Genomic DNA, 13,076 nt, shown 5'->3' with positions numbered 1-13,076 from the left:
GGATCAGCGAAAATCCGGTCCCGGAGGCTATGGCAGGGCCGGCTATAGCCGCGGCGGCGAGGGCGGACGCGGGGCGGGCGGGCCCGGACCGCAGGCGGGGCGGGTCTTGGCGGTGTCGGAACGGCTGGCCCGGTCGGGGCTGGTGCGGGGCCACGCGGATATGCCGTCCTTGCGCGAAACCGTGCTGGTGATGACGGTGGCCAACCATCCGCGGATGCTGCATGACGAATTCGATGAGCTGTCAGCGCTCGAATTCGACGACAAGGGGTTGATGCGGGTGATGCAGGTGATGCTCGATACGGCTTCCGCCGGCGGGCGGTTTGACCGCGAGCGTCTGTTTGAAGCGCTTGAGGCGGACGGGCAGGGCGCTTTCATCGCCCGGCTCGAAAGCCAGGTTCGCAATGCGCGGATCTGGACGGCGACAGTCGAGGCCGCGGCGGAAGATGCGCGCGAGGGCTATGCCCAGGCGCTGGCGCTGCACAAGCGCACCCGTGAGCTCAAATGGCAGAAGGCGGAACTGGAGCGCGATATCGCCGAATGCGACGATGCCGAGGCAAGTTACGCCATCATTGCCATGCTGGAGCAGGTTCAGCTCGAGATTGCCCGGCTGGAAAACCAGGAAGCCATCATCGATGGCTTCGGGGTTTTGTCGGGCCGGATCAAGGGCGGCCGCGGCGGAACCGGCTGACAGCGCCTGCCTGGCGGCGATTCATTGCTGCGGCACTTGTGAATCGGCTGGCGGCTCCTACATAGGAGCATTATGCGAATGACACCGACAAATCAGGCAAATGCGCGCTATTTACCGGATCTGCGCGGTTTTTGCCCGATAAGTCTTGACGGATAGGTTTTTTGTGGGAATCACCTGTCTGTTATAATGAGGTGCGCGATCGCAGGGCCCGGGGGCGGGCACTGGGTGCGCGGTTTTTCGGGAACGGAAGGCACGCACGGCTGAATGATCGGCATGGTTAACAGGGAATTAGGCATCCATACGCCATAACAATCCGGATGATTCGCAAACGCCGCCCGCCACATTGGCGGGTGTCATGCGCCAGAAGCTGGCGCTGAGCAGATGTCAACCGAATGAAATCCGGGGAAAGTGACTGCCCATGGCAAGCAAGGTTAAAGAAGCAGCGGACGAGACAGAGAACGAGCGCGACGCCAGCGGTCCTGACGGACCATTGCTCGACCTGTCGGATGACGCCGTCAAGAAAATGATCAAGACCTCGAAAAAACGGGGTTACGTGACCATGGACGAGCTCAACGCCGTGCTGCCGTCGGAGGAAGTGACCTCCGAACAGATTGAGGACATCCTGTCGATGCTCTCCGATATGGGCATCAATGTGGTCGAGGAAGACGAGGCCAGCGAAGACAAGGAAGCCGAGGACGAATCGGAGAACGAGGAAGCCAGCGAGGGAGGCGAAGTCGCGCCCGCGTCCGGCTCGGCCGTGGCTGCAACCAAGAAAAAAGAGCCGACCGATCGTACCGATGATCCGGTCCGCATGTATCTGCGTGAAATGGGTTCAGTGGAACTTCTTTCCCGCGAGGGCGAAATCGCCATCGCCAAGCGCATCGAGGCCGGCCGCGAGACCATGATCGCAGGGCTTTGCGAAAGCCCGCTGACCTTCCAGGCGATCATCATCTGGCGCGAGGAGCTCAACGAGGGCGCGACACTTCTGCGCGAGATCATCGATCTGGAAACCACCTATTCCGGTCCCGAGGCCAAGGCTGCGCCGCAGTTCCAGAGCCCGGAAAAGATCGAGGCCGACCGCAAGGTGGCTGAAGAAAAGGAAAAGGTCCGTGCCGAAAAGGCGGCGTCTGACGATGTCACCAATGTCGGCGGCGAAGGCCAGTATGACGACGATGAGGATGATGACGACGAGAACAATCTCTCGCTCGCCGCCATGGAAGCCGAGTTGCGTCCGCAGGTGATGGAAACACTCGACACCATCGCCGAGACCTACAAGAAGCTCAGAAAGCTGCAAGACCAGCAGGTCGAGGCGCGCCTTGCCGCCACCGGCACGCTGTCGCCGGCGCAGGAACGCCGCTACAAGGAACTCAAGGACGCGCTGATCACTGCGGTCAAGTCGCTGTCGCTCAACCAGAACCGTATCGACAGCCTTGTCGAGCAGCTCTACGACATCAACAAGCGTCTGGTCTCCAATGAAGGCCGTCTGCTGCGCCTGGCCGAGAGCTACGGCGTCAAGCGCGACGACTTCCTGGTGCAGTATTCCGGCGCCGAGCTTGATCCGAACTGGATGAAGTCGATCGCCAATCTGTCGGCCAAGGGCTGGAAGGAATTTGCCAGGTCCGAAGCCAACGGCATCCGCGACATTCGTGCCGAGATCCAGTTTCTGGCAACAGAAACCGGCATTTCGATCTCCGAATTCCGCCGCATCGTGCAGATGGTGCAGAAGGGCGAGCGCGAGGCGCGCATCGCCAAGAAGGAAATGGTCGAGGCCAATCTGCGTCTGGTGATCTCGATCGCCAAGAAATACACCAACCGCGGTCTGCAGTTCCTCGATCTGATTCAGGAAGGCAATATCGGCCTGATGAAGGCGGTGGACAAGTTCGAATACCGTCGCGGCTACAAGTTCTCGACCTACGCCACCTGGTGGATCCGGCAGGCGATCACCCGTTCGATCGCCGATCAGGCCCGCACCATCCGTATTCCGGTGCACATGATCGAAACGATCAACAAGATCGTCCGCACGTCGCGCCAGATGCTGCACGAGATCGGTCGCGAGCCGACGCCGGAAGAACTGGCCGAAAAGCTCGCCATGCCGCTCGAAAAGGTGCGAAAGGTCTTGAAAATCGCCAAGGAGCCGATCAGCCTTGAAACCCCTGTGGGCGACGAGGAAGATTCGCATCTGGGTGATTTCATCGAGGACAAGAACGCCATCCTGCCGATCGATGCGGCAATCCAGGCCAACCTGCGCGAAACCACCACCCGCGTGCTGGCCTCGCTGACGCCGCGTGAAGAGCGTGTGCTGCGCATGCGCTTCGGCATCGGCATGAACACCGACCATACGCTGGAAGAAGTCGGCCAGCAGTTCTCGGTTACCCGCGAACGTATCCGCCAGATCGAAGCCAAGGCGCTGAGGAAACTCAAGCACCCGAGCCGCTCACGCAAGCTTCGGAGCTTTCTGGATAGCTAGGCTCTCCGAGATCATGGAAACTGAAAACCCGGCTGTCATGCCGGGTTTTTTGTTGCCTGACGGTCGTTATCGGGGCACTGGCTCGCCAGTCCCCGTCATGCCGGCCTCCGAGCCGGAATCCAGCCACGACGCGTCCGCGTCGTGAAAGAGCCTATTGGATTGCAGACGCTCGCCTACTGGATGCCGGATCAAGTCCAGCAAGAGGGACCGAAGTGGGCTGGGATAGGGCTCCCCGAACTCAAGTTCTCATCCCCACCGCGACATATTCGCCCAATTGAATGTTTAGCGCTGGAACTCCCCGCCCATCCGGGTGATATGCCCATCACCGCCGCCGCGCCCGTGGCAGCCCCCCGCCGGAGAACGCCCTGATGGACCAACTCACTCAGCTGCTCGACCAGATGTCCTGGCCCATCGTCATCCTCGCCTGCCTGACGCTGGGGCTGGCGCCGTTTGTGCCGGAGCCGCATATCTGGGAGAAGCTGAAAATGCTGACTGCCGGCACGCTGATCAAGCCGATCGACATTTTCGATCTGTTGATGCATGCCGCACCGTTTATTCTGGCGGGCCTGAAGCTGGCGGCAATGGCGCTTCGCGCGAAATAGCCGCTTTAGCAGCCATATTCATGATTGTGCCAGGCCTTGGCCACGGCGGGGTTTTTGAGCACCTGAGCCACCAGATCACTGATTTCCGGCAGATCCATCGCCGGGCGGTGCCAGTCGGCCAGCATTGCCGCATAGACATCGGTGATCGTCATGGTCGACCCCAGCAGGAACGGCCCGCTGATGGCGCTCGCGAGCTGGGCGAAATCGCGATCAAGATCCTTGATCGCCTGGCGCTTGATGGCGTCCGCGGCCTCGGGCGAGGCGTCATCGGTGTGGCGCGGCGCGTAATACAGTCTAAGCGCATCGGGATAGATGTTGGCCGTCATGAAGATCAGCCATTGCACCGCGACATTGCGGGCGGGCGAGCCGTGCGGCGGCAACAATCGCGCCTCGGGGAAAGTCTCGTCGAGCGCCAGCAGGATGGCCACACTTTCGGCAATCACCTGTCCCGAGGGCAGCTCGAGCACCGGGATCTTGCCGGCCGGGTTGAGCGCCAGGAATTTTGGCGTGTGAAGGGCTGAATCCTCGTCGATGCGGACGCACTCGAATGCCGCGCCGATCAGCCGCAAGGCCGCCTCGACCACCATCGAACCGGCGCCGGGCCGCCAGTAAAGCCTGTAGTCCGACATCTGTCTCTCCCTCAAAGCGCAGCTCCGTCATGCCAGTATCGCCGAGCCGGGGCAAGGGCTGCGCGCCGCGGGTTTTGCGGGTGCGTCAAAATTGACGCGGTGATTTCTGCGCCGGTCCTTCTTTGTCCGCATTTTCTGGTATGGATCGCTTGATGAGACAATGGCGCGATATCAGATGGACCGGGTTGGGCAGGGGGCTTGCGCTCTCCGTAACCCTGCATGGCCTGCTTTTGGCGACGCTCCTGATCACCCTGCCACTGCCCGAGGCGGACTCCGTGCCGGAGCAACAGGTGGTCGAGGTCACGCTGGTGGAACCTCCGGAGCCCGAACCGGAGGCGCCTGAGGCGGAGCAGTCAGCTCAGACGGAGCCGTCCGCACCCGAACCGTTGGAGCCCGAACCACCAGAGCCCGAAGTTCCGCAGCAGGAAGCGGCCGTCGTCGACCCTCCGCCCGCGCCGCAACCTCCGCCCGCGCCCGATGGTGCGGAGGCAGGCGAGGCTGCGGCCATACCGGTGCTCAGGCCGGTGTTCCGGTTTGGTGAAGAGGACAGCGGGCCGCGCCAGGCGCTTGACGGCGGCAGCGCCGACCCCCAGGGCGAGCCGGATGTGCCGGATAGCCAGACAGCGGCGCAGTCGCAGCCGGGTCAGCCAGCGCCGGAGCCGGATCAGACACAGCGTGAACCGGCAAAGCCCGAACCAGTCAGGCCGGAACAGGAAGCGCCTGGGCAGTCCGCGCCGGAGCCCGCCGGGATCGCCCTGCCGGAAATCGCGTTGCCCGAGGCGCAGATGCCCGGAAGTGCGCTCGCCGAGGCCGATCCGGCAGCAGCCCCGGCGGAGCTTTCCGGGCTCGCCGCGGAATCGACCGCGGACGCCACCGTTGCGCCGCCTGGCGATGCGCTTGCTGACGCCGCCGCAACGCAATTTACATCAGCGGACGAACAGCCCGGGCCCGAATCGCTCCGGTCCGGGCTGACCGATGCCGGAACACTGTTTTCGCCGGTGCTCACCGAAGATCGCGCGGCGATGGTGGCGATGGGCAGCCTGCCGCGCGAGATGCGCGCCAGCCAGCTCTGCACCACCGAATTGCGTGAGCAATTGCGCAATGGCGCAACGCGTTACGGCATCGAGCTGTTGCCGTCCTACCGGCTCGACAGCGGCAATCTGATGGCGGTCAACGACGCCGCCTTCCGCGCCGATGGCTCCTGGTACAATCTGAGTTTCCGCTGCATGGTCGATGACGATGCCTTCAAGGTGGTAAGCTTTGCCCACAAGGTCGGTTCGCCAATCCCCCGCGATCAATGGGCAGCACGCGGTTTCCCGAACTTTTGACAGAGACAGGCCATCATCCCGGCATTCGAGACTGCCAGCATGCACGGATCCTGTCAGGGTAACGCTGCAGGAGTCCAGTTCGTCGGTTATCTGATCTGCTCCAAAATCGAAATGGCAGGCGCACTGTCGGCTAGCCAGACTCCGGGAATATTCCCTGTCATCGCGCGGATAAACTTGCCTGGCTCATCCAGTGGTTTCAGTGCGGTAGGCAAAAGCAACTTTTTTATCCCCATCCTTTCGCGTCCGTGCCATGATCATCGGACTTCCGCCGCCGGATGAATCGAGAACGTGCCGGTCGAGGCGGGAGGAATGCCTTTCGGGCTGGGCCGTAACGTGCGGCAGGGAGGGGTAGCCGGAGACCAGCGTGGTTCCGCTGGCCGCCCTTGCCATCAACGGGCGAGGGCCAGGGCAGCCACCGGAGAAGTTCCAGTCCATTGTGCCGGTTTGCGCCGACCGGCAGCCGGGTGGGGCGGAAACGGGCCTGTGGCGGGCGCCTCCGGGTGCAGGGGTGGAGTTCTTGCGAGCGCCGGCGCTCCCGCCGGAAACGGAGGCGGGCGTCCGTGCCGGAACGCCTGCCGTCCGTGCCGGAACGCCTGCCTTATGGCTGGTGCAGATGGTCCGTGTCTGGACCAGACTGCAAGGGTCAGGTCGCCGTCTGTCGGATGCGGACATCATCCGGCGAAGTTCGGGCCCGCGCGCGGGAGGCGGCAGCCAAACCACTACCTTCTTCAGAATAGACGCCCGCGCACGAGAATCGACGCCCGCGCGCGGCCCTCCGGAGCCCGGATTGCCGAGTTCCCAACCGGCGGATTTGCCGGCGGGGAGTTTGGCATGCCCGCAAGCACGGGAACCAGACCGGTGGTCGATCGTTGCTATCACGATGGTCGAAGCTGGCGTTACAGGCCGCCATCCCTTGCCTGCGACGGCCTGCCTGTGGCACCTGTGGTGGCACTGTTTTTCACCCCCGGAGATCCCGATGAACCGAGAAGACACCACCGCCCTGATCCGCCGCTATCTTGAAGCCTTCAATGCCAAGGATTCAGACGCCATGCTCGATTGCCTGTCCGATGATGTGATCCACGACATCAACCAGGGCGGACGCGAGATAGGCAAGGAGAAATTCCGCTGGTTCAACGCCAGGATGAGCCGTCACTATGACGAGGACCTTGGCGACATCGTCATCATGGTGGATGAATCGGGCACCCGCGCGGCGGCCGAATTCACCGTGCGCGGCACCTATCTCGCCACCGACGAAGGGCTGCCTGAAGCCAATGGCCAGCATTATTCGCTGCCCGCGGGCATTTTTTTCGAGATTGATGACGGTCTGATCAGCCGGGTGACGATGAGCTACAACCTGCCCGGCTGGATTGCCCAGGTTCAGGCTGGCTGAGGCGCGGCTTGCGTGAGCAGCGGTGCAGGAACTGCGGGGACCGAGTTGAGCTTTGCCGAGCTTGCCGGCGACGAGGTCGGGGCCGCGCTGGACGATCTGGCGCGGCTCAGGATCGCGGTGTTCGCCGGCTGGCCTTATCTTTATGAGGGCGACCTGACTTATGAGGCGCGCTATCTGAGCCGTTTCGCCGCCTCGCCGGGCGCCGTCGTGGTGGCGGCGCGCACGGCTGACGGCCGCATGGTCGGCGCCGCCACAGCCGCGCCGCTCAGCGATCACGCCGATGAGTTTGCCGTACCCTTTGCCCACGCCGGTCTCGATCCGGCGGAGTTTTTCTATCTCGCCGAATCGGTGCTGCTGCCGGAGTTCCACGGGCGGGGCGCCGGCCGGGTGTTTTTCGACATGCGCGAGGCCGCGGCGCGTGCGCAGGGCTTTTCACGCGCGGTGTTCGCCTCGGTGCTGCGGCCCGCCGATCATCCGGCGCGGCCGGCGGATTATGTGGCGCTTAATGCATTCTGGCGACGGCTCGGCTACCAGCCGCTTGACGGATTGCAGGCCGAGTTCTGCTGGCGCGATCTCGGAGAACCCGCCGAGAGCTGCAAGCGCCTGCAGGTCTGGGGCCGCGACCTGTAGGGTCTGGTTTTCGGGTTTCCGGCGGTCCTGATTTTCATGAATGCGACATGAACGCGCGGTTCCAATTCGGTTCAGGCGGGCCGGGCTAGTGTCGGGTCAATCAATCGGGGTCACCGGTTGAGACCCAGCAGACCACCCATCAAGGCGCTTGAGCCGCCGCATCAGGAGAAAAACCATGAACCGCTTTATCCGCAATGCACTCGCCGCCCTCGTTGTCGCCACTGCCGGGGTTGCAGCTTCTGCGCCTGCCGCCAATGCAGGCGGCATTGGTTTCGAACTTTCCATCGGCGGCCCCGGCGGCTCCATTGTCGTTCATGATCGTGATCGCCGCGGTGGCTGGGATCGTGGCTGGAATCGTGGCCGGGGCCATGACCGTGGCCGTGGTTACGGTCGGAACCGGGGCCGCAATTTCTGCAACCCGCACCAGGCCGTCCAGAAGGCCCGCCACATGGGTATGCGCCGCGCCGGCATTGTGCGTGCCGACCATCGCAAGGTCGTCGTTGCCGGTGTCCGCCATCACCGCAAGACCCGGATGGTTTTTGCCAATCAGCGCAATTGTCCGGTCATCGGTTTCCGCCGCTAAGCCGCCCACCAGGGCCAGATTGCAACACCCCCGGCGGCGCCTGCCCCCGGGGGTGTGCTGTTGCGGATCAGTCAAAGGCCTATTGGGCGATTTCCCAGGTGACGCTGACCGTGACGCGGTATTCATTCTCGCCCGAAGCCACCGGAACCGCATAATCTGCCTTGGCGGCGACCGCAGACATTTCCGCGCGCATCATCGGCACCGGCGGCGCCGAGTAGGCATTCTCCGATACTTGCGTGATCCGCCCGAGCCCGACGCCGAGCGCGCCGACCATCGCCTCGGCCTTGGCCTTGGCCTTGGCAACAGCATCGAGGCGGGCGCTTGCGCGCACCGTGTCCTGATCGTCATTGGTGAACATGACATCGCCGCCCTGATTGACGCCGAGGCTGACCGACGTGTCGAGAATGGCGCCGACCCGGTCAAGGTCGCGGATGCGCACGGTCAGCGTGTTGTTGACGGAGTAGCCGGTGATCCTGGGCTGTTCGCTGCCGCCGTCCTTGTTGGCGGGATAAAACCAGCGCGGCTGCACCGAAAAGGCGCCGGTCTGCAAGTCGCGATCGGCGATGCCTTCGGCCTTCATCGCGGCCAGAACCTGCGCCATCGCCTCGTTGTTGGCGTCAAGCGCCGCGCGCGCGGTGTCGGCCTCGCGCAAGACGGTGAGCGAGATCACCGCCATGTCGGGGGCAACGGCTGCGACGCCTTCACCGGAAACCGTGATCACGCCGGGCGCTGGCGCCTTGGCATCATCGGCGAAAGCCGGCAGCGGTGCGGCAAGCAGGCTGGCGGCAAGCGCGCCGGCAATGAGTGCCCGGCGGCGGGGATGAAAATCTGAGGTCATGAAAGGCTCCGATCTGACGCTGGCAAGCCCCGAAGCCTCAAGACCAATGGGGCGACGGGTTTTCGGGGTGGTGTTAATGCATGTGACACACCAACACCGATTGGCACAATTGACGCGACATGCATGTGTTCCCGGACGCAACTTCTGGCGGGCGAATGTGGACGGATTGCGGCAGCGCGAACTGATTGCGAAGCCGGCGCTGCAAACTCTTGTGATGGCTTTCGTTTTGGTCTAAACCGCCAATCTCCGGACGGCTGGTCCGGTCGGGGGTCTTGTCCGCAGCTTTCGGGATGCGACTTTTCAGGCGGCGGTTCACACGCCAATCTGGAACTCCGGGCCTGTAGCTCAATGGTAGAGCCGGCGGCTCATAACCGCTTGGTTGCAGGTTCGAATCCTGCCGGGCCCACCACAACTGTCCATCGTCACAACAACCCGGATTCGGATAGCATAAGTCCGGATTCATCGTCATATAAGTACGGACTCCATTGTACCTTGCGGCGCTATGTTGCATTTTTCGTCTTCCGGGGTTGCCAATAGGGTTCTTAAAGCGATTCCAGAAAAGGACAGACGAGCGTCGGCTTAGGGCCGAATGCACTTGGGTACATATTGGTAGTTCGAGCGGAATGAACACTTTCGTGGCAGGCCTTCATCCGCTTTGGAGCCCCTATCGAAAATAATCACATTTGACCAAGGATTGGATGATTTCTAACCTAGATCATAGATTTTGACTTCACTGGGCATGTCCTATTTTCGTATGCGACGATCAACACTTTGACAGATGCAGCACAATTGATGAATGGTTGTGTTTCGAAGTACGACGACCTTCAAAAGGGACGCATTTTTAAATGCACAAGATTAAATCAATTACCGTCGATGGATTCCGTGGCCAGAGCAAGCCCATCCAACTCGCTCTAAGTGAAAGTGCCAACTTTCTCATAGGACGGAATGGTACAGGTAAGACCTCTCTTATTAATCTAATTAATGCCTGTCTCTCCGTCGATGGAGACGTACTGAGGGAAACAAATTTCACAAAAGTAACACTTCGGTTTAAAGAGCCCGGAAAGGCCACGGTACCAATTCTGGAGGTGGAAAAGCTCGACTACAATACGACTGGTCTGTACATAAGATACTCTTTGCGAGCGAAAGCTAGCGCGCAGGCCGAAAGTTTTGAGCTGTCCTTCGGTCGGAGGCGTGTCCTCCGGGAGATTGATGGCCACCGTCGATTTGTAAACAGGCCGGACCCACTTAGGGAATTGGAACAGAAACTCTCAAAAATTTTCAGGTGCACTTGGTTGTCGCTGCACCGGGGAAATCATATCTCAGAAGAGAGAGATATGATTCCATTCGAATCTGAATATGAATCAGAGGCACCCACAAATATCTCGGGAGTCGACCATAAGCTTGGAGAGGTTCTTGAGAATTTGAAGAGATATTATTTCTTATTGGATCGTCGTGTTTCTGATCAAACGCGGAATTTTCAAAAAGACTGGTTCCTTTCTTTTCTCGCAACTGGAGATTCAGACGCATCGATACTTAATAGCAATGTTGACTTCGAGGAAGAAAAGAAAGCTATCGCAGCTATATTTGATCGATTTGAAGTGGCAAAGGACTCTTATACTAAACAACTCGAAAAGCATGTGACTATTGGAAAGAAGGCGCTCGAAGAGTGGCAGGAAAATAAATCCGTACCATTGATGTCGTTTTTTACTCTTTATGACGTTCTTCGGCTTCACGGTTTGGTACAGCAGTGGCAGACATTACAAGAACTTCAGAAGGAAATTCTTGTACCTAAGTCTGATTTTGTCAATATATCTTCAGGTATGCTTTATAAAAAGGTCGTAAAAATAGACCAAGGCAATGAGGTTAATATTTATTCAGATGACGAAATACAAATTCCAATAGAGAAGTTATCCTCTGGTGAGAAGCAATTAATAATATTTCTTGCCGAGACGTTGCTTCAGGAAGGAAAGAATTTTATTTTTCTAGCCGACGAGCCAGAATTATCATTGCACGTTGAATGGCAGGAGCAGTTGGTCTCCAATCTATTTCGAATAAATCCAAATGCCCAAGTTCTATTTGCTACGCACTCGCCTGACATTGTCGGCTCATATAATAAAAATTTGTTTAGTATGGAAGAGTTAGTTCAGTGATATTTGAGAGAACTAGGAGTGGTCAGATAAATCGTGCTGCTTTCCATGGGGTGGATTACACATGCTATGTTGAGGGTGGCGGCGGTATCTCTGAATTCTCGGAGGATGTGCTTTTTTGGAATACTGTTTTTGATACACTACGGCCCGACATTCGAGTGCACTGTATAGCACGCGGAGGTAAAGCTCAGCTGGAGAGCCGTGCGCGCAGTTTGATCACTGAAGACATCCAGAACACTTTGGTGGCAATGGACTCGGACTACGACGATCTTCTTGGGGACAAAATTGAAGACTCGCGTGTTTTGTATACTTTCGGATACAGTTGGGAAAATGATGCTTTTTCTCCCAATGCGTTGTTGAATATATACGCACACCTGGTCAGAGCAAATGTCGCACCGGCTGACGAAGGGAACTTTATTCTAACGGAGTGTGCGAATCTTGAAAGAAAACTAAAGTGGCCAGTTAGAGCCGATTTTTTAGCATTGATTTCAACGTCCTCAATACTGCCAAGGGATGCTCCTGGACGTATTGTTAAAAAACATCCAACAAATGGATTGCCACAATTGCAGCTTGGTGAAGTAATAAAGTTGTGTAAGCATGTTAACCTAAACACAAGGCCTAGAAATTTTAGCAATACTCCAAAAGAGATTCCTGCCACAAGATATTGTGTGGGGCATGTATTTACATACTGTGTTCACCTAATTGTGGGCGCGACAAAATTCCACTTTGGAAGAGGTAAAGGCCCGTCACCGGTCCATTTTCGTGACATTGGCCTCCTCCAACTCACCAAATTTCTCAGGGAGGCTTTGACCGACCCGATTGTAGTTCACTACAGAAGCGCCTGTACACCTCTTTGAATTTCTAGGTCACTCCAGTGTCATGGGTTGCCATGAATGAAATGAAGGCAAGAATTGCGATTATTGTCGTTCAAGGTTGCTTATACAAATAGTTTTTTGTGTGCGAAATTACATGTTCGCGTTTCATAAAGCAGTGCCTCTGTTCAGATGTTCTGTTTTTGGCCGAAATTATTAGTGTGAGACAAATGCAGAGGGGCAAAATGGGCGGCAAGCGGAATTTCGTTGTTTAATGCACTGTCGGCAGCCAGCAGTTATAACTTTTTCACCAAAAGATTATAACTGTTCTACCTACGTTCTCTAAAAGCTGCGACCATCGCCTTGGTTACATCCTGTGGAAAGCAGATAGGCGCATAGCCGCCTGGCTTGGAATAGGCGCTTCTTTTACCGCAGCGCCGCCCTCCTCGATCTGTGTTGAATGGGCATGGACAAGAGCCTGGGTAAGCCGAGATGGACTCGGCGATGATCCGCTGAACGATCATAGATGTCGATAAAACTGGAAGTGATCTCGAAACCTCCTTCGGTTTGGGTGTTGCTTTTGCGGGGCGCTTGATCACGCCATCTTGCTGTTTTGGCAAAAAGCGGCTCGCCATCCACCCCTCTCGCTGGGTTATCTGATCCCGCACCCGCGACCATTCTCCTTGGGTCTCCAGTTGCTGGACCCGCCTACCACGGTCGAAGCGGTCAATTATGGGGTAGTCGGTTGAAGGGGCTTCACGAAGAGCGACACGATTCCCACTCACGGTTCTCATCAAAGATTTACTCGGTTTCTTGTTCTCCGTAAGCGATGTTCTGCCCGCACGTTGCCCTGACAGCGCTGATCTGTGATCGGCTTTCCATGGATGAGCGAAGGGAGTTTCTCGATGGAGACTACACTGGAGATACTCACGACTGGGAAGACCGGGCGTGAGAGACGTCGC

Annotated in this window: 11 protein-coding genes, 1 tRNA gene and 1 pseudogene; 10 read left to right on the top strand and 3 right to left on the bottom strand. The window is 58.5% G+C overall.

The window, feature by feature from the left end:
- The 3 genes and pseudogenes from ABJN75_RS04850 to ABJN75_RS04840 all read left to right on the top strand — a co-directional run.
- Window positions 1-688: pseudogene (locus ABJN75_RS04850) on the top strand (DNA primase); the annotation flags it as partial.
- A gap of 418 nt (window positions 689-1,106) precedes the next feature.
- Window positions 1,107-3,155, top strand: coding sequence for an RNA polymerase sigma factor RpoD (gene rpoD, locus ABJN75_RS04845; RefSeq protein WP_348437397.1), 2,049 nt, complete (start codon window positions 1,107-1,109; stop codon window positions 3,153-3,155).
- 368 nt (window positions 3,156-3,523) lie between these two features.
- Complete coding sequence (locus ABJN75_RS04840) at window positions 3,524-3,757, top strand: hypothetical protein (protein WP_348437395.1); 234 nt, start codon at window positions 3,524-3,526, stop codon at window positions 3,755-3,757.
- A gap of 5 nt (window positions 3,758-3,762) precedes the next feature.
- Here ABJN75_RS04840 and ABJN75_RS04835 read toward each other — a convergent pair whose 3' ends face one another.
- Window positions 3,763-4,386 carry a glutathione S-transferase family protein gene (locus ABJN75_RS04835; protein WP_348437393.1) on the bottom strand — a complete coding sequence of 208 codons (624 nt, stop codon included), beginning with the start codon at window positions 4,384-4,386 and terminating at the stop codon, window positions 3,763-3,765.
- Window positions 4,387-4,538: 152 nt separating this feature from the next.
- Here ABJN75_RS04835 and ABJN75_RS04830 point away from each other — a divergent pair, with 152 nt between their 5' ends.
- From ABJN75_RS04830 to ABJN75_RS04815, 4 genes are all read left to right on the top strand, one after another.
- The gene (locus ABJN75_RS04830; protein ID WP_348437391.1) at window positions 4,539-5,714 is read left to right on the top strand and encodes a DUF930 domain-containing protein; all 1,176 of its coding nucleotides are present in this window, start codon (window positions 4,539-4,541) and stop codon (window positions 5,712-5,714) included.
- Between the two features lie 976 nt (window positions 5,715-6,690).
- On the top strand, window positions 6,691-7,104 hold the full coding sequence (locus ABJN75_RS04825) for a ketosteroid isomerase-related protein (RefSeq protein ID WP_348437389.1): 414 nt from the start codon (window positions 6,691-6,693) through the stop codon (window positions 7,102-7,104).
- A 12-nt stretch (window positions 7,105-7,116) separates the two neighbouring features.
- On the top strand, window positions 7,117-7,734 hold the full coding sequence (locus ABJN75_RS04820) for a GNAT family N-acetyltransferase (protein WP_348437387.1): 618 nt from the start codon (window positions 7,117-7,119) through the stop codon (window positions 7,732-7,734).
- A 175-nt stretch (window positions 7,735-7,909) separates the two neighbouring features.
- Entirely contained in the window at window positions 7,910-8,317 is a 408-nt protein-coding gene (locus tag ABJN75_RS04815) for a hypothetical protein (protein WP_348437385.1), read from the top strand.
- 79 nt (window positions 8,318-8,396) lie between these two features.
- On the opposite strand, the gene ABJN75_RS04810 is transcribed toward ABJN75_RS04815, so the two are convergent.
- Entirely contained in the window at window positions 8,397-9,155 is a 759-nt protein-coding gene (locus ABJN75_RS04810; protein WP_348437384.1) for an SIMPL domain-containing protein, read from the bottom strand.
- 334 nt (window positions 9,156-9,489) lie between these two features.
- On the opposite strand from ABJN75_RS04810, the gene ABJN75_RS04805 reads away from it, so the two are divergent.
- The 3 genes from ABJN75_RS04805 (at window position 9,490) to ABJN75_RS04795 (ending at window position 12,159) form a co-directional block, all read left to right on the top strand.
- Window positions 9,490-9,564: transfer RNA gene (locus tag ABJN75_RS04805), tRNA-Ile, on the top strand.
- 436 nt (window positions 9,565-10,000) lie between these two features.
- Complete coding sequence (locus ABJN75_RS04800; RefSeq protein WP_348437382.1) at window positions 10,001-11,305, top strand: AAA family ATPase; 1,305 nt, start codon at window positions 10,001-10,003, stop codon at window positions 11,303-11,305.
- Entirely contained in the window at window positions 11,302-12,159 is an 858-nt protein-coding gene (locus ABJN75_RS04795) for a DUF4435 domain-containing protein (RefSeq protein WP_348437380.1), read from the top strand. The genes ABJN75_RS04800 and ABJN75_RS04795 overlap by 4 nt, the downstream gene beginning before the upstream one ends.
- 284 nt (window positions 12,160-12,443) lie before the next feature.
- Here ABJN75_RS04795 and ABJN75_RS04790 read toward each other — a convergent pair whose 3' ends face one another.
- Window positions 12,444-12,908 carry an SH3 domain-containing protein gene (locus tag ABJN75_RS04790; RefSeq protein ID WP_348437399.1) on the bottom strand — a complete coding sequence of 155 codons (465 nt, stop codon included), beginning with the start codon at window positions 12,906-12,908 and terminating at the stop codon, window positions 12,444-12,446.
- Window positions 12,909-13,076 lie beyond the last annotated feature (168 nt).

It is taken from the genome of Hoeflea sp. (assembly GCF_039975035.1).
Taxonomy (GTDB): Bacteria; Pseudomonadota; Alphaproteobacteria; order Rhizobiales; family Rhizobiaceae; genus Hoeflea.
The sequence above is the reverse complement of the archived record's forward strand: the minus strand, read 5'-3'. Positions and strand labels throughout refer to the sequence as shown.